We start from the raw sequence: 25,430 nt of genomic DNA, 5'->3' as shown, positions 1-25,430 counted from the left end.
GTGGGGGATAAGTGAAACGAATGTGAAAATTTCGCTGGAACGCTTAACCCACCCTTAACGACAGCTAATTGTTTGATTTTAATTGCATTGCCATCGACCAAAGACGCCTGCGCCAAGACCTCGGGTGAGGTCGTCGGGAAGGCGGCAAGAGCCGCCCGAGACCGATTGTTTCAAGCTGTTTCGTGAGTCTGTTTTCCCAGCAGATCGATTCGGCAACCCGGGGCCGCGTCGTAGACCGCAAGCTTCATGTCGTGCAACCGCGCCACGGCCGACACCATGCTCAAGCCCAACCCGTTGCCGGGTGTGTGACGGCTCAGTTCTGAACGGTAGAGCCGGCGAAATACCGCCTCGCGCTCGTCTTCCGCAATTCCCGGACCGTTATCGACTACCCGAATACCGACGCCCGTTGCGTCGCTGATGACGCTGAGACTGACGCTGCTATGGTCGGGTGAGAACTTGATCGCGTTATCCAGCAGATTGCAGCAGGCATCGAACAGCAGTTGCGCATCGCCAGCGATCAGCGTTGGCTGCGCGCCGGCATGGAACGCCAGGCTGATGCCGCGCTCCTCGGCCAGCGGTTCGTAGAGTTCGGTGGCATCGGCGCCAATCAGGTTCAGATCGACCGGCGCAAAGTGGCTGCGTCGTGCGCTGTCCTCAATTTCGGAAATGCGCAGCAAGGCACGGAACGTCAGCAGCAGGCCCTTGGCCTCGGTCAGGGCCGAATCAATGCTGGCGGCGTATTCGTCCTCGCGCAGACCCCGCCGTTGCGCGCGCTCAAGGCCGGCAATCAGCCGGGTCAGGGGCGTGCGCAGGTCGTGGGCGATGTCGTCACAGACGCCCTTGACCTCGCTCATCAAGCGTTCCAGTTCATCGAGCATGCCGTTGACGACGTTGGCGAGGCGGTCGATGTCATCGTTGTTGCCCAGGGTGGGCAAGCGGCTGCTCAAGTCGCCCTCGATGATGCCTTTGATCGAGTCGCTCAACTTGTCGAGACGGCGCCGTGCCGAGTAGCCGAGGCCGATCGCCCCTAACAGGCCGACCACCAGCAGCAGGACCCCACCGGAAACCAGCGCATGAACCAAAAGTTCGTCGAACTCGCCGATATCATGCATGTCCTGGGCGACCAGCAAGGTTTTGCCGTCTTCCAGTTTATGAACGATAAACCGCACCGGACGGGAGCGATCATTGGTTTTTTGCCAGTCGAACTCGGCGGGGCGATCATATTTTTTGAACGCTGGCAGTTGATGAATGGCGCCGACCATGTACTGGCCGTTTTCATCGAACAAACTGTGGGGCAGGCGGCCTTCTGTGTCTGAAATGGCGTGTTTGCGGATTTCCTCTTCCCGCAGTTGCGGGGTTTGCTGACTGCGGTTCTCTACCTGACGATAGAGTGCAGTGTCGGCCTCGGTCTTCAGGTAAAACGCGGTCTGCCAGTAAATGTAGCCAAATAGCGCCAGAAACGAGCAGCCGAACAGCCCGAGGAACATCAGGCCTGTGCGAAAACTGATGGTGCGCGGAATCTCACTCAGGTGAACGGAGAACATAGCCGGCCCCCCGAATGGTGTGGATCATCTGGGGTTCACCTTCGGCGTCGATCTTGCGACGCAGGCGGCCGATATGCACCTCGATGACATTGGTGCGCTCGTCGTAGCTGTAATTCCACACGGCTTCAAACAACATGGTGCGCGTGACCACCTGTTCGGCGTTGCGCATCAGGTGTTCCAGCAACGCGTATTCACGCGGAACCAGGTCGATGGTTCGATCGCCACGGCGCACACTGCGGCGTAACAGGTCGACGTGCAGGTTGCCGACGCGCAGTTGATTGTCCGGCTCGCGGGTGGCGGGTTCGGCACGGCGACGGCTCAAGGCGTCCAGCCGTGCGGTCAGCTCGATGAATTCGAAAGGCTTGGTCAGGTAGTCATCGCCACCGGCGCGCAAGCCTCGAACACGCTCATCCAGCGCGCTCAGGGCACTGAGGATCAACACCGGCGTACTCACGCTCGCCGCTCGCAAGGCGGTCAATACGCCCAGCCCATCGATGCCGCCCGGCAGCATCCGGTCGAGCACGATCAGATCAAAGGGCTCGCTGAGGGCTTTGAGCAAACCGTCGCGGCCATTGTTCACGCACGTGACGGTAAACCCGTGGTCCTGCAGGGCTGCTTCAATTTCGCGGGCGGTGGAGCTGTCGTCTTCGACGACCAGAACATGGGTCATGGGAGTTGAACCGGTCACTTGAACGAGTGGAGAGATGGCATAGTGTGTCAAACCCAGGAAGACGCCAACGTCGCCGCCGGATAAATAAAAGTTTAGGTTCCTGTTAAGAGAGAAAGCTCCTTGCGCATTCTAGTCGTTGAAGACGATGCCCAGACCGCTACCTACCTGCTGCGTGGGCTGACGGAAAGCGGGCATGTAGTGGATGTCGCCGAAGACGGCAACGATGGACTGGCCATGGCCCTGGAAGGGATTCATGACGCGTTGATTGTCGACCGGCGCCTGCCGGGGCTCGACGGTATCGCCCTGGTGCGGGCGATACGCAGTCGCGGCCTGCGTATCCCGGTGTTGATGCTCAGTGCTCAGTCGACCACCGCGCAAAAGGTCGAAGGCCTGCAAGCCGGTTGCGACGATTACCTGGCAAAACCCTACGCATTCGCCGAGGTCCTCGCGCGCCTCGATGCCTTGCTTCGCGGCGCCGATCAACCAAGTGCGGCAGGGCGCAAGCTGCAGGTCGGCGAACTCGAACTCGACTGCGCGACGCGTACGGCGGTGCGTCAAGGCCGTAGCATTGTCTTGCAACAGCGTGAGGCGTTGCTGCTGGAAAAACTCATGCGCCACAGCGGTCAGGTGGTCACCCGCGACATGCTGCTCGACAGCGCCTGGGATTACACCTTCGACCCCAACGACAATGTCATCGACAAACATATCCATCGTCTGCGGCGCAAACTTGACGAAGGTTTCGAGTACTCGCTGATCAAGACCATTCCGGGGGCGGGTTACAGCTTTCAGGGCCGTCGCGAGCCCGATTAAATAAAAGTTTACCTGCAGGCGAACGCTCTGCAAGGCGCTGTTGGCTATCTTCGGCTGATTCGTGGACAGGCTCCACAAACGTTTCAGCCGGAGATCGCGTGCCAATGTCAGTTGCAACCTCACCGAGGCGTAACTTTTTATCAATATCGGTGCTGCTGGGCGTATTGATGCTCGGTGGTTGCTCGATGGTGCCCGCCTACCATCAACCGGAGTTGCCGCTGGCGGCAAACTGGAATGGCGCCGGGCAAACGACCGCGGCACGGGGAGGGCAGTGGTGGAGCGAATTCCACAGCGCTGAACTAAATGACCTGATCACCCGCGGCCTCTCGGCCAATTACACCCTTAAAGCCGCGGCCAGCCGCATCGAAGAGGCCCGCGCTTCGGCTCAGGTGGTCGGCGCCGGGCAATATCCGACGCTGACGCTGGGCGGCAATGTCCAGCGTCAGAATAATTACGGCACCACCAAGAAAAGCAGCGTGTTCGCCCAAGCGACCTACGAGCTGGACTTCTGGGGCAAACAGCGCGCAGCCGCGGACTCTGCCGACGCGCTGGCCAATGCCAGTGTGTTCGACGCGCAAACCCTGCGCATGAGTCTGGGGGCGAGCATCGCCGACAGCTACTTCCAGGTCTTGTCGCTGGAAGAACAGCTGCGCCTGGCCCAGTCGATTGCCGATGACGCCAAGCAGGTACTCGATCTGGTCGAAGTCCAGGCCAGCCAGGGCGCCGTGTCCAATCTTGAAGTGGCGCAGCAACGCAACGCCCTGCAAACCTTTCAGGCGGCGATGCCACCTTTGCGTCAGCAGCGCGATCTGGCGCTCTACCAATTGGCGGTACTGGTGGGCGAGACGCCACAAGGTTTTCACCTGAAAAACTCTGGTCTTGAGGGCTTGCAGATGCCGCGTCCGTCCGCTGGATTGCCGATCGGCCTGCTGCGCCAACGGCCCGATGTGCAAGCAGCCGAAGCGCGACTGGTCTCGGCCAACTTCGATGTCGGGGGCGCCCGTGCGGCGTTCTTGCCGAATCTGTCGCTGGACCTGATTGGCGGTATCGACACCATTGCTGGCGGCAACATCTGGAGCGTCGTCGGCACCTTGGCCCAACCGGTGTTCACCGGCGGCCAGCTCACGGGTCAATTGCACGTTGATCAGGCCCACGTGCAGGAACTGACCGCCAGCTACCGCGAGTCAGTGATCGAGGCGCTGCAAGATGTCGAAACCCAACTGAGCGCCACCCGCGAACTGGATAAAAGCTTTGCCTTGAATCAGGCCGCAGTGGATTCCGCCCGCGAGGCCGCCAGGTTGGCGCAGGTTCGATATCGGCTGGGCTCCACCGACTTCCAGACTTTGTTGATCGTCGAGCGCACCCAGTATCAGGCCGAAGACACGCTGCTGCAGGTGCGCCTGCAACACCTGCAGGCCGCCGTCGGTTTGTTCCGGGCGCTGGGCGGCGATTTCACGCCCGACGCCATCGCTTCCCTTTCTCCTTCTCAGGCGTCACACCCATGAATGCCAAGCAACGCGTTGCGAACCCTCGCCATCGAGCACTCTCCTGGGCGCTACTGATTCTCCTGTTGGGCGCAGGTGCAGGTGGATTTCAGTGGGTCAAGCGGGCTCACGCGGCACCGGCCAAAACCGAGGCAGCCGCCGTGCCGGTGCAACTGACGCAAGTCAGCCAACAGGACCTGCCGATCTGGCTCAGTGCGATTGGCAATGTCCAGCCGCTCAACAGCGTCAATGTGCGCGTCCGGGTGGATGGCGAGTTGCAGAAAGTCTTGTTCAAGGAAGGCCAGACCGTGAACGCCGGCAGTCTGCTGGCGGTGATCGATCCACGGGTTTACCAGGCTCAGGTGGCTCAGGCGCAAGCGCTGGTGGCCAAGGATCAAGCGCAACTGGCCAACCTGCGGGTGAGCCTGGACCGGGCCAGCAAACTGGCGGCCGCCAAGGCCGGGCCGACTCAGGATGTCGACACCTATCGCGCCGAACTGGCAGCGCAACAGGCCACGGTGCAGGCCGACCAGGCGGCACTCGACACCGCGCGCCTGCAACTGGAATTCACCCAGGTCAAGGCGCCGCTGACCGGGCGTACCGGCCAGCGCTTGCTGGACGTCGGTGCCATCGCCCACGGTGCGGAAGCCACGGGGCTGGTAACCATTACCCAGATGAACCCGATCTCGGTGGCCTTCGCCGTCTCCCAGGACGAACTCCCGCAGATCCTTGAAGAAAACGCCAAGGGCGCCTTGCAAGTGGTCGCCATGACCCGCGATGGCCATCAGGAAATCGCTCGCGGCCGTCTGAGCTTCATTGACAGCCAGGTCGCCGCCGCGAGCGGTCAGATCCAGTTGAAGGCCGAGTTCGACAACAGTGGCAACCAGTTGTGGCCTGGCGAATTGGTCAGCGCACGCTTGCTGGTCAGCACCCACCAGGACGTCACGGTGGTGCCGGCCAATGCCGTGCAGTTCGGTCGTCAGGGCAACTTCGTCTATGTAGTCGGCGCCGATCAACGGGTGCAACCACGTCAGGTCGATGCGGCCGCAGTGGTCGATGGCAAGCAGTGGATTCGTCAGGGATTGGCCGCCGGAGAAACGGTTGTCGTGCAAGGCCAGTCACGCATTGCGCCAGGCGTCAAAGTCGCACCGATCAAGGCTGACGAAGCCGCTGCACTGGCGGTTGCCACGCCAGTGGAGAGCGCACGATGAAAGGGCTCGCCGGACTGATTCAACGGCGCGTGGGCCTGAGCCTGTTGGCGCTTGGGGTGATGTTGCTGGGTGCTTTCGCGTACTTCCAGTTGCCGGTGGCACCACTGCCTACGGTGGATTTCCCGACCATTCAGGTCACCGCCAAACTCTCCGGGGCCAGCGCCGAGACCATGGCTTCGTCGGTCGCGACGCCTCTGGAAAGAGCCTTTGCCGCCGTTCCGCAAGTCACCTCGATGACCTCCTCGAGCGCGGCCGGCAAGACCCAGGTGGTGTTGCAGTTCGACCTGTCACGGAACATCGACGGCGCGGCGCAGGATGTGCAGACCGCGATCAACACCGCGACCCCGAACCTGCCGAAGACCATGACCAGTACGCCGACCTTCAACAAGGTCAACCCGGCGGAAGGGACGGTGTTGTCACTGGCGGTGACCTCACCGACGCGCACGCTGCCCGAACTCGACCGTTACGCGGACAACTACATTGCCCAGCGTTTGTCGCAGATGCCCGGCGTCGGCCTGGTGGATTTCCACGGTGAGCAAAAACCGGCGGTGCGGATTCAGATCGACCCGGATGCGCTGGCCGCACGCGGCCTGAGCCTGGAAGACGTGCGCAGCGTGATCGGCGTCAGTACCGTCGATCAGCCCAAGGGCACCCTTGACGGGCAGACCCGTTCCGTCACGCTCGGCGCGACCGACCAGATGCTCGACCCACAGCATTATCGGGATCAAGTGATTGCCTATAAAAACGGCATGCCGATCAAGCTCGGTGACCTTGGTCGGGTAATCGCCGGTGCCGAAGATACCCAGCAAGCCGCGCAGTTGGGCGGCGAGCCGACAGTGATCGTCGACATTCACAAACAACCGGGTTTCAACCTGCTGTCGACCATCGCCACGATCAAGGCGAAGTTGCCCGAACTGACCGCGTCGTTGCCTCGCGACGTGCAGGTTCAGGTGGTCGGCGACCGTACCCAGACCATTGAAGCCTCGGTCAACGACATGCAATTCACCTTGCTGTTGTCGATTGCCCTGGTGGTCGTGGTGATCTTCGTGTTCCTGCGCAAGGCCACCGCCACGCTGATCCCCAGCCTGACCATTCCGCTGTCGCTGGTGTCGACCTTCGGCGTGATGTATTTGCTCGGCTACAGCCTCGATAACCTGTCGATCATGGGCCTGGCCATTGCGGTCGGCTTCGTGGTGGACGACGCTATCGTGGTGATGGAAAACATCGTGCGCCATCTGGAGATGGGCAAGTCGCGCCTGCAATCGGCGGTCGATGGTTTGCGCGAAGTGGCGTTCACCATTGTCTCGATGACGGTGTCGTTGATCGCGGTGTTCTTGCCGATCCTGTTGATGTCAGGGATCGTCGGGCGCTTGATGCGCGAGTTCGCAGTCACGGTCAGCGTGGCGATCATCATGTCCTGTATCGTCTCGCTTGCGATCACCCCGATGCTGTGTGCCTGGCTGCTCAAACCGCATGCCGAGAGCGAGGAGGGGCGTTTCGCCCAGGCTTGCGAGCGGGCGTTCACTGGCTTGCACAATGGCTATCGCCGCAGCCTCGACTGGGTGCTCGACCATCAGCGTCTGACCCTCGGCGTGGCATTGGCCACGCTATTGGCGACCGCAGTATTGTACGTGAGCATTCCCAAGGGCTTCTTCCCGCAGCAGGACAACGGCCTGATCCAGGGCGTTGCCGAAGCCGCTGCCGATATTTCGCCGATGGCCATGCGTGAACAGGTCAACCGTGTCGCTGAAGTCGTTGGTCATGACCCAGCGGTGGCCAAGGTGTATTTCTGGATCGGCCCGAACCCGACGGTCAGCCAGGGCAAGGTGATGATCAACCTCAAGCCGTTCGGCGAGCGCACCGACAGTGCCCAAAAGGTGATCAGTCGTTTGCAACCAGCGCTCGATCAGCTATCCGGGGTCAAGGTCTACTTGCAGGCTAACCAGGACATCCAGATCGGTGGCCGCGCCAGTAAAACCCAGTATCAGTACACCCTTCAGGACCCGGACAGCGCAGAGCTGGATCACTGGAGCGGGGTGCTGCTGGAAAAACTCAAGCGCTTGCCGCAACTGCAACATGTGACCTCTGACCAGCAACAGGCCATTGCTCAGGCAACCCTGGTGATCGACCGTGCCACGGCCGCCCGTCTGGGCGTGACGGTGCAGGCCATCGACGATGTGCTGTACGACGCCTTCGGGCAGCGTCAGGTCGCGACGATGTTCACCCAACTCGACCAGAACCACGTGGTTCTCGAACTGGACCCGCACTGGCAGACGTCCACGACCACGCTGGAGCACTTATACGTGCGCGCCAGCTCCGGAACCCTGGTGCCATTGAATCTGTTGGCGAGCATCAAGACCAAACAGGTGCCGATCATCATCAACCACCAAGGGGTATTCCCGGCCATTACCCTGTCGTTTGACCTGGCGCCCGGCCAAGCCCTGAGCGATGCGGTCAGTGCGATCAACCAGGCGTCTTTGGCGGTGGCGATGCCAGACTCTGTCGTCGGCAGTTTCCAGGGCACCGCCCAGGCGTTCCAGGACTCGTTGAAATCACAACCCTGGCTGATTCTGGCGGCGATTCTGACCGTCTACATCGTGCTGGGCGTGCTCTACGAGAACGCGATTCACCCGTTGACGATCATCTCGACTCTGCCGTCCGCCGGGTTCGGTGCACTGCTGGCACTGATGCTCTGTGGACAGGACCTGTCGGTCCTTGGGATGATCGGCATTATTTTGCTGATTGGCATCGTCAAGAAGAACGCGATCATGATCGTTGACTTCACGCTGTCGGCCCAGCAGCGTGGCTTGTCTGCCAGAGACGCCGTGCGCGAAGGGTGCCTGTTGCGCTTGCGGCCGATCCTGATGACCTCGCTTGCGGCACTGCTCGGCGCGGTGCCATTGGCGTTCGGCCACGGTGCCGGCTCGGAGCTTCGCCAGCCATTGGGCATTGCTATTGTCGGCGGCCTGGCGGTCTCGCAGATCCTGACGTTGTACACCACCCCGGTCGTCTACCTTTGGTTTGAGCGTCGGCGGCGCAGCCAAAAACTCGTCGCGCAGGACATCAAGGTGTGACGTCGGCATTCAAACACTGGAAAGACATGGATTCCAAACAAAGCCTGACCAAGAGGATTGTGATTGTTTTCGCACTGATGACTGCGTTTGTCGCAGGGGTCTTTGCGGTTGGCATTGTCGCGACCGTGCATATCGTTGAAAGAAAACTCACCACCACCAGCCTGAGCGGCGGGCTGCAACGCTTGCTGCTGATGGACAACACTGATGACTGGACCCATCGACCGGAAAAAGACGAGCTGTTTTTCTTTGAGGGCGGACTGGGTGAAATGACCCCGGACGAACAGCTCAAGGCGCTGCGGCCGGGGTTTCAGGAAATCGTCTTTGGCGGTGAGGACTACTACGCCATGGTGAAGGTGGTCGAAGGTCGCCAATACGTCCTGCTGAAAGATCAGCGAAGCCATGAACAACGCGAACGCGTGCTGTACGCGGTGGTGATTGTCGGGTTCGCGTTGAGCATTCTGCTGGCGATTCTGTTGGGCTGGCTGCTGGCGCGACGCGTCATGGCCCCGGTGGTCCGTTTGGCGCGTCAGGTGCGTCACCGTGATCAGCTACTGGAACTCGCGCCACCGCTGGCGCCGGAGTATGCCGTCGACGAGGTCGGCGAGCTGGCGATGTCCTTTGATCAAACCCTGGGCCGACTGCGCGAGGCGCTGGGCCGGGAAAAACTCTTCACCAGCGATGTCAGCCACGAATTGCGAACGCCGTTAATGGTGCTCGCCAGTTCCTGTGAGCTGTTGTTGAGCAATCGTGCCCTGGATCAGCGCTCGATGGCCCAGGTCAGCCGTATTGCCAGGGCCAGCGATGAAATGCGACAGCTGGTTGACACGTTCCTGATGCTCGCGCGTGACCGGGACAACGACTCCACTAACGGTGGCAACGCCTCCTTGAAAGAGGTCGCCGATGCGTTGGCGGAGATTTGGGGCAGGCTGATCCGGGAAAAAGGCCTGGAGTTCATCTACCTCGACGAGCAGACCTCAAACAGCTACTACAACCTGACGTTCCTGCAATCGGTGATGGGCAACCTGCTGCGCAACGCCTGGCACTATACTGATCATGGCTTCATTCGCCTGACCCTGCGAGATCATGGCTTCAGCGTGGAAGACAGCGGTATCGGCATTCCGGAGGAAAAACGCCATGCGATGTTCCAGCCCTTTGTCAGGGGCGACGAACACCGGGGCGAAGGGCTGGGATTGGGGCTGTCGCTGGTTCAGCGGATCTGCACCAACCAGAACTGGCGAGTTGAACTCACCACCCGCGAACCCCACGGCTGCCATTTCGCCGTGGACCTGGCAGAGCGTCAGAAGCAACTCCTGCTCTAGCCAGAGCGGAAATGTCCGTTGGTCGGTTCGCCTGACAGGCCGGTCGATTTGCACTCTTGCAGATCGACTAACCGGTAAATCGATGACGCATTTCAAAGAGGAGAGTGATCATGTCCTATGTCGATGGCTTTGTTGCCGCCGTACCCACCGCCAACCGCGATAAATTCAAGCAGCACGCCGAGTTCATGGCCGGTATTTTCAAGGAAAACGGCGCGCTGAGCGTGACGGAATGCTGGGGCGACGATGTGCCTCAAGGCAAACTGACCTCGTTCCCGATGGCGGTGAAACTCAAGGAAGACGAGACCGTGGTGTTCTCGTGGATCATCTGGCCGGACCGTCAGACGCGCGACACCGGTATGAAGAAGTTCATGGACGACCCCAGGCTTCAATCACTGGACAACTCAATGCCTTTCGATGGTCAACGGATGATCTTCGGCGGCTTCGAGATGATCGTAAACGTGTGAAGTGTGTCGCAACATCCAGATGTCAGACGGGCCTGAAAAGGATGCAGGCCCGCCCCGGATGGCGTGCCAGTTATTCCGGAAGGGTGATTCGGCAGCTCTTGCGATTACGGATTTCGTTCTCCGTTGGTCGCTCTTTCACGAACTCGAAACGCGGCTCGCCCTCGTTGTAGGTGACCAGCCAACCCCACTCCAGTTCGGACTCATCTTGCCCAGGCTTCGGCGGTTCAGCCCACCAGGGTTCCTTGCTGACAATCTGGCGCATAGCCCCTCCACGCGGTTTGGGTCCCTTCAACTATAACGTGGATGACTGGAGGTGCCAGAAATGCGTTTTGAGTGGGCCGGCAGATTAATGCCAGCCCACGTTCGTCAGCTTAAAACGGTTTGTAGGGCAGGAATTTTCCGTCCAGGGTGATCACCGCGCGGGAGCCACCTTCGGGATCTTCGACCTTCTTGATGTCCATCTTGAAGTTGATGGCGCTGATAATGCCGTCACCGAACTGCTCGTGAACAATCGACTTCAGGGCGGTACCGTACACTTGGATCATCTCGTAGAAGCGGTAGATGGTCGGGTCGGTCGGCACGCCGCTGGCAAGCGAGCCGCGAAGCGGGATGGTCTGCAATTGGGCGACGGCGTCGTTGTCCAGGCCCAGGTGCTGGACCACTACTTTGGCGGCCGCTTCCGGCAGCGGGTGTTGGCCGAGCAGGGCAGCCGTGACGTAGAGCAGGCTCAGGCCGGTGCCTTCGGTCAGGTTTTCCCAGGACAGGTCCTTGCGGGCCTTGGCTTCGAGGATTTTGCCGGTCAGGGCCAGCGTTGGGTCTTGATAAGCATGGGACTGTTGCATGGTGCTTCTCCTGCGGATTGATGGGGTGTGTGGTTCAAGCGACGTTGGCGACAGCCCGGGCAGGCATGGCGCAGGTGTCCGGGAAATCGGCAATCGATACAAATTGCCGAGAGACACCGTCGAGCGCGTCGATGCCGCCACTTTCGATGTCGTAGACCCAGCCGTGCAGATTCAACGCGCCTTGCTCCTGGGCCAGGCGAACGCTGGGATGAGTCTGCAGATTGGCCAGTTGAGCAATGACGTTCTCTTTGACCAGTGAGGTCAGGCGCGCTTCGTCACTGCTGTGAGGACGGCCGGCATTGATCACCTTGGCGCCTTCGGAGTAGCGCAACCAATTGGCGACGGCGGGCAAGTGGTCCAGGCATTTGCACTGGGCAATGGCGGTCATCGCACCGCAATCGGAGTGCCCGCAGATCACCACATCGGTGACGCCCAGTACGGCAACGGCGTACTCGACCGCGGCGGAGACACCGCCAGGCTCGGGCCCGTAGGACGGCACGATGTTGCCGGCATTGCGAATCACGAACAGTTCGCCGGGTTCTTGCTGAGTCAGCAACTCCGGCACGACTCGACTGTCGGAGCAGGCAATGAACAGTGTTTTAGGTGACTGGGTAGAGGCCAGGTGCTTGAACAGGCTGGAGCGCTGTGGAAACGCTTCACGCTGAAACTTGAGGAAGCCATCGATCAACTCTTTCATGGTGAAGTACCTTGCCGTTGTGGTTGGCTGAAAGAATGAACGCGCACAGCTATAGCGTCCAAGATCGATGACTTATAGTTTTTATAGGCTGATCCTATAGTTGGAAGGGTTTTCTTATTTTAATAGCGGCGAAGGGCAGCGCTCGAACCAGCGGCTCGCCTGTTCGTAGGCATGGGCAAGCTGCAGCACCGCGAAGTCAGCCTGGTGTTTGCCGATGATTTGCAGCCCCATGGGCAGGCCGTTCCGGTTAAAACCTACTTGTACGTTTGCCACCGGACAGCCAGAGAGGGTGCCGGGAATCACCACCTCCATCCAGCGGTGATAGGTGTCCATGCTCACGCCTTCGATGGAGGTTGGCCAAGGGAGGTTTTTGTCGAACGGGAAGACCTGGGCAGTCGGCAGCAGCAGGTAGTCGAAGCGTTCGAACAGTTTACTGATGGCGCGATACCAATGACTGCGTGCCACCGAGGCGGCGAACACGTCGCTGGCAGAGAGCCTGAGCCCGTTTTCCACTTCCCAGCATGCTTCCTCTTTCAGCCGTGCGCGTTGACTCGGGTTGGCGTAGGCGCCGCCGAGGGAGCCGGCGACCATCCAGTGCCGCAACGTGCGCCAGCTGTTCCAGAGCTGTTCCGGGGCGAAGTCGACAGAGGCCGGCTCGATGCTGCAGCCCAGGCTCTCGAAGTCGGTGAAGGCCTTTTGACACAGATCGAGAATGCCTTTTTCCATCGGCAGATAACCGTTGAAATCACCGAGCCAACCCAGGCGTATGCCGCTGAAATCACGCTCCAGCGGAGCCGCGAACGCGGCACCGGACTCGGCGATCGACAGCGGTGCGCGAGCATCGGCGCCGGCCTGGACCGACAACAGCAACGCCGCATCGCGAACGCAGCGGCCCATGGGGCCTTCATAGCCGAGCTGGTCGATGAACAGGTCGGCGCTGTCGTCGAAGGGCACCCGGCCCTGGGACGGGCGAAAACCGAAGACATTGTTGAACGCCGCCGGATTGCGCAACGAACCCATCATGTCGCTACCGTCGGCCACCGGCACCAGGTGCATGGCCAGCGCCGAGGCGGCACCGCCACTGCTGCCGCCGGCGGTTTTGCTCGGGTCGTAGGCACAGCCGGTGGCACCGAACAGCGGGTTGTAGGTTTGCGAACCGAGGCCGAATTCCGGGGTGTTGGTCTTGCCGATAATGATTGCCCCGGCCGCCTTGATCCGCTCGCACATGATGCCGTCGCGGTCGGGCAGGAAATCCTCGAACAGCGGTGAACCGAAGGTGGTGCGAATGCCACGCGTCAGCGACAGATCCTTGATCGCGTGAGGCAGACCGTGCATCCAGCCACGGTACAGGCCGCTTGCGAGTTCGGCATCGCGCTGGTCGGCCTGGGCCAGAAGGTCTTCCGGCGCTTGCAGGCTGATCAGCGCATTGACCCACGGGTTGAAGCGCTCGATGTGGCTCAGGTAAGCCTGCATCACCTCCCGGCAGGAGACCTGACGCAGGCGAATGCAGTCGGCGAGTTCATGGGCCTTTAGCAGGACCAGTTCGCTGATAGGAGTTGAAGTCATTGCGACACTGCCTTGTAGACGACTGGAGAAACGCCCCGCTGCACCAGCGGGGCGGTAAGGATCAACGCATCAGGTTGGTCCACAGGCGGTCGGCCAGGCGGATCGCGCCTTCACCGCAGGTCTTGCTGAAGACCACCTGGGTGCCTGCCGGGATGTGCAGTTCCGGCGCGTCCTTGAGACCGGCGTCGAGGAACGGCTCCACGCCCTTGATCGGACTCTGGTGCTTGAGGAAGTTCTGGGTCATTGCAGCGTTTTCAGGCTGGCTGAGGAAGGCGATGAAGGCCTTGGCATTCGCCGGATTCTTGCTGCCGTTGGGAATGACCATGTTGTCGACCCAGGCCAGCACGCCTTCTTTCGGGTAGAGGTATTTCAGGCTCGGTTTCATCTCCCGCGCCCGCATCGACGAACCGCCCCAGAAGGTCGACATGTCGATTTCACCCGAGGCCAGGTTCTCGCGGATCGAACCGGCCTTGGAACTGTAGGTTTTGATGAACGGTTTTTGCGCCTTGAGCAGGGTCAGCACTTGCTGCATCTGCTTCGGGTCTTCACTGCACAGCGGAATGTTCAGGTACAGGCTGGCCATGTCCACCACGTCGCTGACCGAGTCGAACATATTGATCCGTCCTTGCAGCTCAGTCGGCGGTTCATAAAGCACCTTGTAGCTGTCGGCCGGGCCTTTATAACGCTCGGTGTTCAACACTACGCTGGTGGTGCCCCAGATGAAGGGCACCGAATACGCGCCTTCCGGGTCCCAGGTAGGCTTTTTCAGGTTGTCGACGACATTCGCGTAATAGGGCTCCTTGACCGGGTCGAAGCGTTCCAGCAACTGTTCCTTGATCAGGATCGGCACAAACTGGTGCGAAGGAATCGCCACGTCATAACCGGCGCCACCCTGTTTGAGCTTGGCCAGCAGGGTTTCGTTGGAATCGTAGGAGTCCACCGTGACTTCAATGCCGGTCTGCTTCTGGAACTTGGCAAGAATCTCTGGCGAGAAGTAGCCACTCCAGCTCACCACGTTGAGTTTTTCCGCGGCCTGAACGCTGCCGGCCATCGTCAGTGGCAATGTCAGTAACAACGAGGTGCCGATGCTTGCAATCAACTTGCTCATACTTATTCCCCACGGTGTTTGGAAGGTTCAGGTTTTCTTTTTGCCCAGCAGATAAGACAGGCTGACGAACAACACCGAGACGCCGAGGATCAGCGTTGAAACGGCGTTGACGTCGGGTGTCACGCCCATGCGCAACAGGCCGAAGATGAAGATTGGCAAGGTCGTGGTACCGGCCTGGGCGACCATCATCGAAATCACGAAGTTATCCAGCGAGACGATGAAGGCCAGCATCAACCCGGAGACGATCCCCGGCATCAACAGCGGTAGCGTGACCTTGCGAAAGGTCCGCCAGGGGCCGGCGTACAGGTCGGCCGAGGCTTGCTCCAGCGACAGGTCCATGTCATTGAGCCGTGCGCGGATCGGCAGGTAGGCGAAAGGAATGCAGAACACCGTATGAGCGATGATCAGGTTGCCGTACCCCAGCGACAGGCCGACCGTAGAAAACAGCGCCAGGGTGGCGACGCCGACCACGATCTCCGGCAACACCAGCGGCAGCATGATTGCGCCCATCGACAGTTGCATGCCTTTGAACTTCGCGCCCCGCGAGGTGCCGAGCGCGGCGAGGGTGGCAATCGCGGTGGCGATCATGCTCGCGCAGACCGCAATCAGCAGGCTGTTGCCGGCGGCCTGGCGCAAGGCCTGATTGGCAAATGCGGCGCGGTACCAGTCCAGGCTCAGGCCGGTCCAGACCGTAGCCGACTGGTTGGCGTTGAACGAGAACACCACCAGCACCACGATCGGCGCATAGAGGTACAGGTAGAACAGAAAACTGAAACCGCCGAAGCCCGGAAAGTCCTGAACGCTGAGGCCGGTTCGCTTGAATAGACGCTGCATTATTCACCTCCCTTGGCGATGCGCTGGCGCTCGGCACGCAGGGCATACACGGTCAACACCAGCATCACCGCCGCCATCAGCACCAGCGACAGGGCGGCCCCGAACGGCCAGTTCCGCGCATCGCTGAACTGCCGGAAGATCAGGTTGCCAAGCATCATTTTGGTCCCGCCACCGAGCAGCTCCGGGGCAATCATCGCCCCCAGGCACGGTACGAAGGTGAGGATGGCGCCAGCGAAAATCCCCGGTTTGGCGATCGGCAGCACGACTTTGACCAGCGTTCGCCAACGTCCGGCGTAGAGGTCTTGCGCCGCTTCCAGCAGGCGGATGTCCATCTTTTCCAGGGTCGCGTAGATCGGCAGCACCACGAACGGCGCGTAGGTGTAAACCAGCCCCAGCAGCACTGCGCCGTCGGTATAGAGCAACTGCAGCGGCTGATCGATAATGCCGAGTCCCATCAGGCTGTTGTTGATGACCCCGGTGTTGCGCAGCAGCAGAATCCAGGCGTAGGTGCGAATCAGCAGGTTGGCCCAGAACGGCACGGTGATCAGGAAAATCAGCAGCCCGCGCCGGTGTGCCGGTTGCATCGCCAGCCAGACCGCGACCGGGAAGCCGATCAACAAGGTAATCACGGTTGTCAGCCCGGCGAGGCCAATCGAGCGCAGGGCGATGATCAGGTAGGAATCGGCGAAAGCCAGGCTGTCATCCAGTTGTCGCTCGAACAGCAGGGAAGTGTAGGCATCGCTACTGAAGACCTTGTTGACCCCGCCATAGGGGTTGGCTTCCATCAGCGAATAACCGATGACGATCAGGATCGGCACGATCAGAAACAGGCCGATCGCGAGCAGTGCCGGAGTGACCCCGAGAAAACTGCCAAAGGCTTTACGTCGTGCCAGGGTGTTGGATATCGGTAGAACGTGCATGACAAACCCTCGTGCTCAATCCAGCAGGACACTGGCGCTACCGCGGTCGAACAGCAGGCCGGCCTGGCTGCCGACAGCAAAGCGCAGGCTTTGGTCGACGCTGTTGGGCGTGCGCACCGTCAGACGTGAACCGTCGTTCAGGCTGACCTGATATTGCAGGTCGGTGCCGAGGTAGATTTGCGCATCGATCCGGCACGGCAAGGCGCCGGTAGTGTCGGCGGGCAACAGATGCAGGCGCTCGGGACGCACCGAGAGCGCCACCGTTGCGCCCACGTTTACGTCGCTGCAGGGTTGAGCGGGGAGCGGGTGACCCGCCGGCCCGGCGAACCAGGCCAAGCCTGCTTCGACATGGGTGACCGTGCCTTCGATGAAGTTGGTCTCGCCGATGAAGTCCGCGACGAAGCGATTGCGCGGACGTTCGTAGATATCCTCTGGACGGCCAACCTGCTGCACCTCACCTTCGGACAACACGGCGATGCGGTCGGACATGGTCAGGGCTTCTTCCTGATCGTGAGTGACGAAGATAAAGGTGATGCCGGTCTTCGCCTGAATCGCCTTCAACTCTTCACGCATGGCCTGGCGCAGTTTGAGGTCAAGCGCCGAGAGCGGCTCGTCAAGCAGCAGCACTTTAGGATGGGGCGCCAGGGCCCGGGCCAGGGCGACTCGTTGTTGCTGGCCGCCGGACAGTTGCGTCGGGCGCCGCGTGGCGAAGCGTTCCATTTGCACCAGCGCCAGCATCTCGCGCACTCGTTCGGCGATCTGCGCCTTGCTCAAGACCTTGCCCATCGGGTGGGACTCAAGGCCGAATGCCAGGTTCTCGGCAATGGTCATGTGCGGAAACAGCGCGTAGTGCTGGAACACCGTATTGACCGGACGCTGGTAGGGCGGGCGGTCGGCGATGTTTTCGCCATAGAGCAGGATCTCGCCCTGGGTCGGAAATTCGAACCCGGCGATCATTCGCAGGAGAGTGGTTTTGCCGCAGCCCGAAGGGCCGAGGAGGGTGAAGAACTCGTTGTCGCGGATATCCAGGTCGATGCTTTTCAGCGCCACCGGACCACTGTGAGGATCACCGTAGACTTTGCGTACAGCGCGAATTGACACAGCCAGCGTTTGCAGCGAATGCAGGGCATTCATGCGTTACCTCCGATTCCCCCATCGCCTGTGCCGGTATGCTGCAAACAGCCGTGCCGTCAGGCCATGGATATTATTTTTTTGGGCAGGATCGAGATCTGTTCGGGTGTGCAGCGAGCCGCTTCGTCGGGCTCTTTGGAGATTCTTGTTGTTCTTTAGTGGGTCGATTATCAGTGAGGGGTTGCGGGGGCGAAACTTCAATTTTAACATAGCACCTGTTAAATAATTTAATAGCAAAAGGCGTCCCAAGCCATGCCTGACCACCGTTTGCCACCGCTTAACGCGGTGCGTGCCTTTGATGCTGCTGCCCGCTTGGGCAGCTACGTCGAAGCCTCGAAGTCGCTGCACGTGACTCAGCCAGCCATTGGCCGACATGTGAAGCTGTTGGAGGAGTGGCTGGGGACCCAACTGTTTGAGCGCACCTCGCGTGGTGTCACGCTGACCAGTGCCGGCGAGAAGTACCACTGCAAGATCGCTTCAGCATTGCAGTTGATCATCGAGGCAGGGCGGGAGTTGCAACCCAAAGACTCCGAACGATGGCTGCGAATCATGGTAGTGCCGGGTTTCGCCAAACGCTGGTTGACCCCAAGGCTGGAAGCTGCGCGGCGTCTTCGCCCTGGATTGAAGTTCGCCATCGAACCCAACTCGACGTTCACCGATGTCGACGGCAAGACCGCTGACCTGGGGATTGTCTATGGCCTTGATGGGGAGTACGCCCATTCCCGAGCCACCCTGATCTGCCCGCGGGTGTTTCCGATCTGTACGCCGGGCTACCTCGCCAGCATCGAACCGATCACCTGCCTCGCCGATCTGCTGAAACACAACCTGATTCACTTCGACGGCGAGTGGTGGAACATGTGGTTCGCCGCCAATGGCCTGGATGTTCACCTCACCTCGGACGTGTTGTACGTCAACAACGACCACGCGCTGTCGGTGGCGGAAAGCGGGCAAGGCATTGCGCTGGCGAATGAAGTGCTGGTGCGCGAAGAGCTCAAGGCCGGCACACTGGTGCGGGTGCTTGAAGAACAGGTAAAGCTGGAAAGCTACCGGGTGCTGACACCGTCGGCTGAACTGTCGGCGGATGCGCAGTGGTTCATCCAGTGGCTGACGACCGAGTTGGGACGCGAGTTTAGCGATTGAAGGCGCTTGAGAACCCACTGCACGGTCAATGCAGTGGGCGTGTGCCAAACCCTCGAATCAGCTCTTTGCAGCAAACAGCTTCAGGGCTTCAGCAAAACATTTCTCGGCAATGGCCGAGCGAGGTTCGGTTTTGCGCATCACCAGACCCAGGGGCGCGAGAACACTTGCATCTGGAAGGTTGATAAAGGCCAGATTCTCGATAGGGTTTTCCAGGCCACTGCCCAGCGGCATGATCGAGCAGCAAAAACCGTCGTGAATCGCCTGGAACAACTGATACGTCGAATCGGTTTCGAGTATTGGCTGTGGGTCCAGCCCACGGCTACGAAAACTCAGGTCAATGGATTTCCGATAGTGCATGCCATTGCTAATCATCCCCAATGGCAGCTCGGCAGCGTCTTCCCAGCTCATTTCCGTTCCTTCGAAATGGAAGTGGCGCGTGTCGTACAGCAAGCCGACGCGGGTTTCTCCAATTTCGAAAAAATCCAGATAGTTGGAATTCACGTGATCGAGATAACAGATGCCCAGATCCAGTTGGTTGTTACCAATCCCTTCGATTATTTGGTCCGAGCTCATCGATGACAGACTGAACTTGAGCTCCGGGAATGTACGGGAAAGCTCCTGAACGTAGCTGATCGGATTAAAGCCGCTGAGAGGCACCAGGCCCAGGCGCAAATTGCCGACTAACTGACCGCGACACGCAGCCGCCTCAGCAAATAGCCCGTCATGTGCGGCGAGCAGTGTTCGCGCCCAGGCCAGCACGCGTTCACCGGCCTGGGTGAAACCTTCAAAACGCTGGCCTCGAGTGACCAGTTCCAGGCCCAGTTCATCCTCAAGATTGCGCAAGCGCATGGACAGCGTCGGCTGAGTAATGTGGCAGCGCGCAGCGGCCTGTCCGAAATGTCGAGTCTGTTCCAGGGCGATCAGGAATTTGAGTTGCTTGATGTCCACAATGGCACCTGTCGAGGGATGAATGTGATGTCAGTAAAGCAGGTAAGTGTCTTGATTAAAAACACCGATAGTTGGGTCAGCAAACGATCTCACTGTCCTGCTTGTCAGTCCAATCACACGTATTGACCGACCGATTGGTTGGCTCTATCGCGAGCGAATTTAGTTAAAACTACTAATCGTTGCGGGTGAGAAAGCTCTCGATAGAGGCGCTCGATAAACCGGTTGGCCAGAGTGATTAGACAGTGACTGTTTTAGCGAATTAGCCTCTGGCAATTGCTTTCATTATTGCCTGCCGGAGAATGACATGAGCGTTAAGTCGGATGCGTTATTTGTACCGTTGAATATGGCTGTGCTGACCGTCAGTGATACCCGTGAATATGCCAACGATACCTCTGGGCAATTGCTGGTCAGTCGATTGCTGGAGGCGGGGCACACCCTGAGTGAGCGTAACTTGCTCAAGGATGATCTGTATAAAATCCGCGCGCAGGTAGCCACCTGGATTGCCGATGAACATATTCAGGTCGTGCTGATTACCGGGGGGACCGGGTTCACCGGGCGCGACAGCACACCTGAGGCGGTGGCCTGCTTGCTGGATAAACAGATTGATGGCTTTGGTGAGCTGTTTCGGGCGATTTCCATCCTCGATATCGGCACCTCCACGGTTCAGAGTCGGGCCTTGGCCGGGCTGGCCAACGGCACGCTGGTGTGCTGCCTGCCAGGTTCGACCGGCGCCTGTCGAACTGCGTGGGAAGGCATTCTTGCCGAGCAGCTGGATGCACGTCACAGGCCGTGCAATTTCGTGCCGCACCTCAAGCCTGTGCAAGCCTGCGGGACACGGGGATGAGCCAGTCACAACTGATGCCTGTGGAGGAGGCCATCGACAGATTGCTGGCGATGGCCGAAGCGCAGCGTCTTCATGATAGCGAGTCGGTACCGCTGAGTGACGCACGGCAACGGGTGTTGGCCAGTGACCTGGTGGCAACTCTCGATCTTCCGCCTTGGCCGAACAGTGCCATGGATGGATATGCCTTGAATGTGGGCGACTGGAGCGGACAGCCGTTTGCCGTGTCACAACGAATTCTTGCCGGTCAGGCCCCCGAAGCGTTGCTACCGGGAACCTGTGCCCGAATCTTTACCGGAGCGCCGGTACCCGAGGGTGCCAACAGTGTCGAGATGCAGGAAAACGTCGAGCTTTTGGAGGACGGCCGGGTACGTTTCAAACAGTCGCTGACGGCAGGCCAGAATATTCGACCGCAGGGCCAGGAGAACCGTGTCGGGCGGGTTTTGCTCCGTGCGGGCAAACGACTGGGGCCTTTCGAGTTGGCTATCGCCGCGGCCCAGGGATGTACGCATGTGCATGTTGTACGGCGCCCACGGGTTGCGCTGCTCTCCACAGGCGATGAACTGGCCGAACCGGGCACGCCTTTGAAGCCTGGCTGTATCTACAACAGCAATCGCACCTTGTTGAGCCACTGGTTAAGTGCACTGGGTTGTGAGGTCATCGATGCCGGCATTCTCCCCGATAGGCCACAGCAGACGCGGCTCAAACTCGAACAGTTGCAACACGCAGCGGACGTGATTCTCACCACTGGCGGCGTGTCCGCAGGTGACGCCGATTGTCTCGGGCAGGTGCTGCGTGAATGCGGTAAACCACTGTTCTGGAAGTTGTCGATCAAGCCGGGGAAACCACTGACAGTGGGACACTTTGGCACGGTGCCGGTCATTAGCCTGCCAGGAAACCCGACGTCGGCGCTGGTGACATTTGGACTGTTGGCCCGTGCCTATCTGTTGCGTATCCAGGGCGTCGAAGACGTCACGCCCTTGAGCTTCCCGATGAGCGTCGGTTTTGATTGGCCAAAAGCCGGAGGCCGCAGGGAATACCTCAGAGCCAGGCTGGAGGCGGGGCGCGCCATCCTCTATCCGAACCAGAGTTCAGGCGTGTTGCTCGGCGCATCCTGGGCTGATGGACTGGTCGAGATTCCAGAGGGTTGCACGCTGCAGACCGGTGACACGGCGCGGTTTATTCCGTTCTGCGACTTGTTCTAAGCGATCTATCCACCCCCTCAATTATTTGAGGGGGCTCCTACCGCTAGCACCCATCGCCACCTTCCCAGCGACGTGCTGCCAGCCGATCACTCTCTCTGCCGCATACCCAACGGTCACCGGAGCCGGTTTCTTCACGCTTCCAGAAGGGCGCTCGTGTTTTCAGGTAGTCCATTAAAAAAGCGCAGGCATCAAAGGCCGCCTGTCGATGCTCGCTGGCAACGCCGACAAACACGATGGGATCACCGACGTTCAAAAGACCCACGCGGTGAACGATGTTCACTCGCTGAAGAGGCCACCTGTCATTGGCCTGGTCGACGATGCGTTGCAATGATTGCTCGGTCATTCCTGGATAATGTTCGAGAAACAGGCTGCTGACCTTTTCCCCCTGATTGATATCTCGGACATAGCCGACGAAGGTGGCCACGGCACCAACGCCAGGGTCTTCGGCGTGCAAACGGCTGTTCAGTTCATTCAGGTTGAATAGCTCGGTCTGGACCTGAACCGTCATCGCTCAACCCCCCGTCACTTGAGGGAAGAAGGCGATCTCATCGAAGTCTTCGATGGCGGCGTCGAGCGTACACAACTCCTGGTTCAGCGCGCACATGAGGCTGGTTTCACCGAGGACTTGCTCCCACACCTCGCCTCTGGCGATCAGCAGTTTTCTGACATCGTCAATGCTCTGCAATGACGCGGTCAGCGCGATTTTTTCTCCGCCAATGCCGAGTTGTTCTCGATAACGCGCAAAGTAGTTGATAAGAATCATTGAGCGACACTCGCTTCAAAGTTACCGGATTTTCCGCCGTGTTTTCTGAGCAGCTGGATGTTCTCGATGATCATCCCTCGGTCGACGGCTTTGCACATGTCGTAGATCGTCAGTGCCGCCACACTCGCCGCCGTGAGCGCTTCCAGCTCGACGCCTGTTCTGCCGTTAAGTCGGCAGGTGCTCACAATTCTGACGCGATCGGGCTCAACGGCCTGCAGTTCGATGTGAATGGCGCTGAGCATCAGTGGGTGACACAGCGGAATGAGTTCATGGGTTTTCTTCGCCGCCATGATCCCGGCGATACGAGCGACCGCAAACACGTCACCTTTGGGGTGCCCGTTTTGCTGGATAAGTTTCAACGTGGCGGGTTGCATCCGTATCCAGGCCTGCGCTTGAGCTTCACGGTTTGTCGGATCTTTTTCGCTGACATCGACCATGTTGGCCCGGCCCTCGGCATCCAGATGAGTCAGCACCCTGGAATCGGGCTGATTGAAGTCGTTCATGTTTATCCTTCACCCCAGCGGGTGCTTGATGGGTAGTGGGTGCGATTCAGTCCAGCACGAAATCCACTGGCTGAAGCAGCGGAGGGAGTTCTGTCGCACCCAAGGCGTCAAGCACTTCACGCTCGATGGTGCGCACAATGGCATTGGTTGGAAGGTCGTTTTCATCTCGACCAAAGGGGTCTTCCAATTCGTCGCCAATGGCATCCAGCCCAAAAAACGTATAACTCACAATCGCGGTGAACACCGGCGTTAGCCAACCCAGTGGCTCGGCCATCGCGAAGGGCAGCAAGATGCAAAATATGTAAATGGTCCTGTGCAGCAGGAGTGTGTAAGGGAACGGGAGTGGGGTGCTCTTGATTCGCTCACAGGTCGTTTGCGTGGTGGTCAGATTGGTCAGGTGATTGGCCATCAGCGTGTAACGCCATTCGTTGATCTCACCGGATTCGGCGAGCGTCGAGCACTGTTGGCCGACGTGGCGCAGGATCCGTTCAGGGATGTTCGGGGTGTTGGCTGAGGGCAACCTGCTGAGCCACGTACTCGCGGCACTGAGTTCGTCTTCTTTGCGAAGCTTGGCGTTAAGCGCATGGGCAAACCCGCAGAGGTCGAGCAATACCTTGCTGCGTTGCTGTTTGTCCTTGATGACCTGGGTTTCCCTGATCATCGAGCGTACATCCATCACCATCGCACCGAGCGCTTTGCGCGCTTCATACCAGCGGTCGTAGCAGGCGTTGTTGCGAAAGTTCATGAAGATTGAAAGTGATAACCCCAGCAGCGTGAAGGGGGTGGCATTGACCTTCGAGAAGTACGCGGGATGGAGTGTCTCGACCAGGACAATAGCAGAGGCCAGGAGAGTCACCAGAAGGCTGCGCAGCGCGATACGCTTGGCAATCGAGCCTTTGAGTGAAATCAGGACATTGATCAGATTAGGTTTGGCTCTAACGATCATGGGGGACAGCCTTCTAGAGAGTAATGATCTGAAAACGGGGCAGGCTATCCGCCGGTCATGTTCATGAAACGGACAACTTGCACCTCATCATTGAGTTCAAAGTTGTGTCGGTACGGCTTGATCTTCATCGACTCGATGATTGCCTTCTCCAGGCGCTCCGGCTCTCCTGGAAAGCGGCGAAGTACTTCCTTCAGGTCGACGGAATGCTCATTGCCCAGACACAGCAAGAGCCGGCCTTCGACGGTCAGCCGAACACGATTGCAGGTAGCGCAAAAGTTGTGGCTGTGGGGCGAGATGAACCCCAGGCGAATATCCGGTGCCTGGGCCAGGCGCCAATAGCGCGAAGGGCCTTGGGTCGATTCCGCGGATTCGATAAGGGTGTAGCGCTCGGCAATACGCTCGCGCACCTGCGCGCTTGAAAAGAACGCGTCGGCACGGCTGTGCTCGCTGATAACGCCTAGCGGCATCTCTTCAATGAAGGAAATATCCAGCCCACGATCAATCGCAAAGCCTACGAGATCATTTATCTCGTGATCATTGCGGCCTTTCATGACGACGCAGTTGAGTTTGGTATGTTGAAAACCTGCCGCATTCGCTGCGTCAATTCCGCCGATGACGGTAGCCAGATCACCCGTGCGGGTTAGTTCGCGGAAGCGCTTGGCGTCCAGGCTGTCGAGGCTGATATTGAGGCGCTTGAGCCCCGCATCGAATAACGGTGCCGCGAGCTTGCCCAGCTGTGAACCGTTAGTGGTCATGCACAGTTCACGCAGCCCCGGCAGCGCGGCAATCCGTTTACAGAGATCTACAACGCCGGGGCGAATCAACGGTTCACCACCGGTCAGGCGGATTTTACGGGTGCCCAGCGCCACAAAGCTTTCAGCTAATTGATAGATCTCTTCCAGCGTCAATACGCGCTGTCGCGGCAAAAACTCCATGTCCTCGGCCATGCAATAGACACAGCGGAAATCGCACCGGTCGGTCACAGACATTCTGAGATAGTCGACCCGCCGGGAAAAACCATCCATCAACATTCGATCTGACATCTCAACCTCCATCAGCGCTCCAGGTCTATCGAGCATGGCGCTGGTTTTGGAAAGCCACTGCTATATAGGGCCTTGTTGAGGCAAGACTAAGGTCATTTAAAGTCGTCGTCTAATCACTATTAACAACTGATTGATCAATGGGGTCTATCGAGAGAAAAGTGGTTCATGTTTATGTTGATTTAAATATTTAACTCATTGATTTTTCGTGATTGTTTTGTTGATAGATTATTTTGATGATCTGGTCATTATTAACGATTAGACAGCCATGTAATACGCGGAATAGTCTGGGTTCGTACCCCTGAATCGGGCCCTTGAAGTGATTAACTGCGAATAACCTACCGCTAAATAAATCCGCATTTTTATAGGC

Annotated in this window: 25 protein-coding genes; 9 read left to right on the top strand and 16 right to left on the bottom strand. The window is 59.2% G+C overall.

Annotated elements, in window-relative coordinates; all coding sequences use genetic code 11:
- Positions 1–170: 170 nt before the first annotated feature.
- Together AABM55_RS15490 and AABM55_RS15485 are read right to left on the bottom strand one after the other, a co-directional pair.
- On the bottom strand, positions 171–1,544 hold the full coding sequence (locus tag AABM55_RS15490) for a HAMP domain-containing sensor histidine kinase (RefSeq protein WP_347926823.1): 1,374 nt from the start codon (positions 1,542–1,544) through the stop codon (positions 171–173).
- Positions 1,522–2,214, bottom strand: coding sequence for a response regulator transcription factor (locus tag AABM55_RS15485; RefSeq protein WP_054597456.1), 693 nt, complete (start codon positions 2,212–2,214; stop codon positions 1,522–1,524). The genes AABM55_RS15490 and AABM55_RS15485 overlap by 23 nt, the downstream gene beginning before the upstream one ends.
- Before the next feature lie 120 nt (positions 2,215–2,334).
- Between AABM55_RS15485 and AABM55_RS15480 the strand changes: the two genes are divergently transcribed.
- The 6 genes from AABM55_RS15480 to AABM55_RS15455 all read left to right on the top strand — a co-directional run bounded on the left by AABM55_RS15480 (position 2,335) and on the right by AABM55_RS15455 (position 10,576).
- Positions 2,335–3,024 carry a response regulator transcription factor gene (locus AABM55_RS15480; protein WP_347926822.1) on the top strand — a complete coding sequence of 230 codons (690 nt, stop codon included), beginning with the start codon at positions 2,335–2,337 and terminating at the stop codon, positions 3,022–3,024.
- Positions 3,025–3,128: 104 nt separating this feature from the next.
- Positions 3,129–4,529: an efflux transporter outer membrane subunit gene (locus tag AABM55_RS15475; RefSeq protein ID WP_347926820.1), complete on the top strand. Its 1,401-nt coding sequence runs from the start codon at positions 3,129–3,131 to the stop codon at positions 4,527–4,529.
- A complete protein-coding gene (locus tag AABM55_RS15470) occupies positions 4,526–5,719 on the top strand; it encodes an efflux RND transporter periplasmic adaptor subunit (RefSeq protein WP_347926818.1) in 1,194 nt (397 codons plus the stop codon). Before AABM55_RS15475 ends, AABM55_RS15470 begins: the two co-directional genes overlap by 4 nt.
- Positions 5,716–8,793 (top strand): efflux RND transporter permease subunit, encoded by a 3,078-nt coding sequence (locus AABM55_RS15465; RefSeq protein WP_347926817.1) that lies wholly within the window; start codon positions 5,716–5,718, stop codon positions 8,791–8,793. Before AABM55_RS15470 ends, AABM55_RS15465 begins: the two co-directional genes overlap by 4 nt.
- A 26-nt stretch (positions 8,794–8,819) precedes the next feature.
- Entirely contained in the window at positions 8,820–10,112 is a 1,293-nt protein-coding gene (locus AABM55_RS15460) for a HAMP domain-containing sensor histidine kinase (protein WP_347926815.1), read from the top strand.
- A gap of 110 nt (positions 10,113–10,222) precedes the next feature.
- Complete coding sequence (locus AABM55_RS15455) at positions 10,223–10,576, top strand: DUF1428 domain-containing protein (RefSeq protein WP_054597451.1); 354 nt, start codon at positions 10,223–10,225, stop codon at positions 10,574–10,576.
- A 70-nt stretch (positions 10,577–10,646) separates the two neighbouring features.
- Here AABM55_RS15455 and AABM55_RS15450 read toward each other — a convergent pair whose 3' ends face one another.
- The 8 genes from AABM55_RS15450 to AABM55_RS15415 all read right to left on the bottom strand — a co-directional run bounded on the left by AABM55_RS15450 (position 10,647) and on the right by AABM55_RS15415 (position 17,677).
- Positions 10,647–10,838: a hypothetical protein gene (locus AABM55_RS15450; protein ID WP_054597450.1), complete on the bottom strand. Its 192-nt coding sequence runs from the start codon at positions 10,836–10,838 to the stop codon at positions 10,647–10,649.
- A gap of 109 nt (positions 10,839–10,947) precedes the next feature.
- Positions 10,948–11,418 carry a cyanase gene (gene cynS / locus AABM55_RS15445; protein ID WP_054597449.1) on the bottom strand — a complete coding sequence of 157 codons (471 nt, stop codon included), beginning with the start codon at positions 11,416–11,418 and terminating at the stop codon, positions 10,948–10,950.
- A gap of 34 nt (positions 11,419–11,452) precedes the next feature.
- Positions 11,453–12,115, bottom strand: a complete 663-nt coding sequence (locus AABM55_RS15440; protein ID WP_347926812.1) for a carbonic anhydrase — start codon at positions 12,113–12,115, stop codon at positions 11,453–11,455.
- A gap of 114 nt (positions 12,116–12,229) precedes the next feature.
- The gene (locus tag AABM55_RS15435; RefSeq protein WP_347926810.1) at positions 12,230–13,681 is read right to left on the bottom strand and encodes an amidase; all 1,452 of its coding nucleotides are present in this window, start codon (positions 13,679–13,681) and stop codon (positions 12,230–12,232) included.
- A 61-nt stretch (positions 13,682–13,742) separates the two neighbouring features.
- A complete protein-coding gene (locus tag AABM55_RS15430) occupies positions 13,743–14,789 on the bottom strand; it encodes an extracellular solute-binding protein (protein ID WP_054597446.1) in 1,047 nt (348 codons plus the stop codon).
- A 27-nt stretch (positions 14,790–14,816) separates the two neighbouring features.
- On the bottom strand, positions 14,817–15,626 hold the full coding sequence (locus tag AABM55_RS15425) for an ABC transporter permease (protein WP_162491293.1): 810 nt from the start codon (positions 15,624–15,626) through the stop codon (positions 14,817–14,819).
- Positions 15,623–16,543 carry an ABC transporter permease gene (locus AABM55_RS15420; protein WP_054597444.1) on the bottom strand — a complete coding sequence of 307 codons (921 nt, stop codon included), beginning with the start codon at positions 16,541–16,543 and terminating at the stop codon, positions 15,623–15,625. The genes AABM55_RS15425 and AABM55_RS15420 overlap by 4 nt, the downstream gene beginning before the upstream one ends.
- A gap of 15 nt (positions 16,544–16,558) precedes the next feature.
- Positions 16,559–17,677 (bottom strand): ABC transporter ATP-binding protein, encoded by a 1,119-nt coding sequence (locus AABM55_RS15415; protein ID WP_347926808.1) that lies wholly within the window; start codon positions 17,675–17,677, stop codon positions 16,559–16,561.
- A gap of 249 nt (positions 17,678–17,926) precedes the next feature.
- Between AABM55_RS15415 and AABM55_RS15410 the strand changes: the two genes are divergently transcribed.
- A complete protein-coding gene (locus AABM55_RS15410; protein ID WP_347926806.1) occupies positions 17,927–18,814 on the top strand; it encodes a LysR substrate-binding domain-containing protein in 888 nt (295 codons plus the stop codon).
- A gap of 57 nt (positions 18,815–18,871) precedes the next feature.
- Here the strand turns inward: AABM55_RS15410 and AABM55_RS15405 are convergent, their stop codons facing one another.
- On the bottom strand, positions 18,872–19,762 hold the full coding sequence (locus AABM55_RS15405; RefSeq protein ID WP_054597441.1) for a LysR family transcriptional regulator: 891 nt from the start codon (positions 19,760–19,762) through the stop codon (positions 18,872–18,874).
- 304 nt (positions 19,763–20,066) lie between these two features.
- Between AABM55_RS15405 and moaB the strand changes: the two genes are divergently transcribed.
- Together moaB and glp are read left to right on the top strand one after the other, a co-directional pair.
- On the top strand, positions 20,067–20,606 hold the full coding sequence (moaB, locus tag AABM55_RS15400) for a molybdenum cofactor biosynthesis protein B (RefSeq protein ID WP_054597440.1): 540 nt from the start codon (positions 20,067–20,069) through the stop codon (positions 20,604–20,606).
- The gene (gene glp / locus AABM55_RS15395; RefSeq protein ID WP_347926805.1) at positions 20,603–21,808 is read left to right on the top strand and encodes a gephyrin-like molybdotransferase Glp; all 1,206 of its coding nucleotides are present in this window, start codon (positions 20,603–20,605) and stop codon (positions 21,806–21,808) included. Before moaB ends, glp begins: the two co-directional genes overlap by 4 nt.
- Before the next feature lie 43 nt (positions 21,809–21,851).
- Here the strand turns inward: glp and moaE are convergent, their stop codons facing one another.
- The 5 genes from moaE to moaA are packed head-to-tail and all read right to left on the bottom strand — an operon-like array spanning position 21,852 to position 25,063.
- A complete protein-coding gene (gene moaE / locus AABM55_RS15390) occupies positions 21,852–22,316 on the bottom strand; it encodes a molybdopterin synthase catalytic subunit MoaE (RefSeq protein ID WP_347926803.1) in 465 nt (154 codons plus the stop codon).
- 3 nt (positions 22,317–22,319) lie between these two features.
- A complete protein-coding gene (locus AABM55_RS15385; protein ID WP_054597437.1) occupies positions 22,320–22,571 on the bottom strand; it encodes a MoaD/ThiS family protein in 252 nt (83 codons plus the stop codon).
- Entirely contained in the window at positions 22,568–23,074 is a 507-nt protein-coding gene (gene moaC, locus AABM55_RS15380) for a cyclic pyranopterin monophosphate synthase MoaC (protein WP_347926801.1), read from the bottom strand. The genes AABM55_RS15385 and moaC overlap by 4 nt, the downstream gene beginning before the upstream one ends.
- A gap of 46 nt (positions 23,075–23,120) precedes the next feature.
- Positions 23,121–24,020 (bottom strand): bestrophin family protein, encoded by a 900-nt coding sequence (locus tag AABM55_RS15375; protein ID WP_054597435.1) that lies wholly within the window; start codon positions 24,018–24,020, stop codon positions 23,121–23,123.
- Between the two features lie 44 nt (positions 24,021–24,064).
- Positions 24,065–25,063, bottom strand: a complete 999-nt coding sequence (gene moaA, locus AABM55_RS15370; RefSeq protein ID WP_054598335.1) for a GTP 3',8-cyclase MoaA — start codon at positions 25,061–25,063, stop codon at positions 24,065–24,067.
- Between the last annotated feature and the right edge of the window lie 367 nt (positions 25,064–25,430).

The sequence above is a fragment of the Pseudomonas helvetica genome (assembly GCF_039908645.1).
GTDB classification, from domain to species: domain Bacteria; phylum Pseudomonadota; class Gammaproteobacteria; order Pseudomonadales; family Pseudomonadaceae; genus Aquipseudomonas; species Aquipseudomonas helvetica.
The sequence above is the reverse complement of the archived record's forward strand: the minus strand, read 5'-3'. Positions and strand labels throughout refer to the sequence as shown.

Bases quoted from the DNA above. Each gene is read 5' to 3' on its own strand.
- moaC (WP_347926801.1), bottom strand. From the start codon at position 23,074: ATGAACGACTTCAATCAGCCCGATTCCAGGGTGCTGACTCATCTGGAT.
- AABM55_RS15455 (WP_054597451.1), top strand. From the start codon at position 10,223: ATGTCCTATGTCGATGGCTTTGTTGCCGCCGTACCCACCGCCAACCGC.
- AABM55_RS15375 (WP_054597435.1), bottom strand. From the start codon at position 24,020: ATGATCGTTAGAGCCAAACCTAATCTGATCAATGTCCTGATTTCACTC.
- AABM55_RS15420 (WP_054597444.1), bottom strand. From the start codon at position 16,543: ATGCACGTTCTACCGATATCCAACACCCTGGCACGACGTAAAGCCTTT.
- AABM55_RS15475 (WP_347926820.1), top strand. From the start codon at position 3,129: ATGTCAGTTGCAACCTCACCGAGGCGTAACTTTTTATCAATATCGGTG.
- AABM55_RS15415 (WP_347926808.1), bottom strand. From the start codon at position 17,677: ATGAATGCCCTGCATTCGCTGCAAACGCTGGCTGTGTCAATTCGCGCT.
- cynS (WP_054597449.1), bottom strand. From the start codon at position 11,418: ATGCAACAGTCCCATGCTTATCAAGACCCAACGCTGGCCCTGACCGGC.
- moaB (WP_054597440.1), top strand. From the start codon at position 20,067: ATGAGCGTTAAGTCGGATGCGTTATTTGTACCGTTGAATATGGCTGTG.
- AABM55_RS15460 (WP_347926815.1), top strand. From the start codon at position 8,820: ATGGATTCCAAACAAAGCCTGACCAAGAGGATTGTGATTGTTTTCGCA.
- AABM55_RS15450 (WP_054597450.1), bottom strand. From the start codon at position 10,838: ATGCGCCAGATTGTCAGCAAGGAACCCTGGTGGGCTGAACCGCCGAAG.
- AABM55_RS15435 (WP_347926810.1), bottom strand. From the start codon at position 13,681: ATGACTTCAACTCCTATCAGCGAACTGGTCCTGCTAAAGGCCCATGAA.
- glp (WP_347926805.1), top strand. From the start codon at position 20,603: ATGAGCCAGTCACAACTGATGCCTGTGGAGGAGGCCATCGACAGATTG.
- AABM55_RS15440 (WP_347926812.1), bottom strand. From the start codon at position 12,115: ATGAAAGAGTTGATCGATGGCTTCCTCAAGTTTCAGCGTGAAGCGTTT.
- AABM55_RS15490 (WP_347926823.1), bottom strand. From the start codon at position 1,544: ATGTTCTCCGTTCACCTGAGTGAGATTCCGCGCACCATCAGTTTTCGC.
- AABM55_RS15470 (WP_347926818.1), top strand. From the start codon at position 4,526: ATGAATGCCAAGCAACGCGTTGCGAACCCTCGCCATCGAGCACTCTCC.
- AABM55_RS15385 (WP_054597437.1), bottom strand. From the start codon at position 22,571: ATGATTCTTATCAACTACTTTGCGCGTTATCGAGAACAACTCGGCATT.
- AABM55_RS15465 (WP_347926817.1), top strand. From the start codon at position 5,716: ATGAAAGGGCTCGCCGGACTGATTCAACGGCGCGTGGGCCTGAGCCTG.
- AABM55_RS15485 (WP_054597456.1), bottom strand. From the start codon at position 2,214: ATGACCCATGTTCTGGTCGTCGAAGACGACAGCTCCACCGCCCGCGAA.
- AABM55_RS15430 (WP_054597446.1), bottom strand. From the start codon at position 14,789: ATGAGCAAGTTGATTGCAAGCATCGGCACCTCGTTGTTACTGACATTG.
- AABM55_RS15410 (WP_347926806.1), top strand. From the start codon at position 17,927: ATGCCTGACCACCGTTTGCCACCGCTTAACGCGGTGCGTGCCTTTGAT.
- moaA (WP_054598335.1), bottom strand. From the start codon at position 25,063: ATGTCAGATCGAATGTTGATGGATGGTTTTTCCCGGCGGGTCGACTAT.
- moaE (WP_347926803.1), bottom strand. From the start codon at position 22,316: ATGACGGTTCAGGTCCAGACCGAGCTATTCAACCTGAATGAACTGAAC.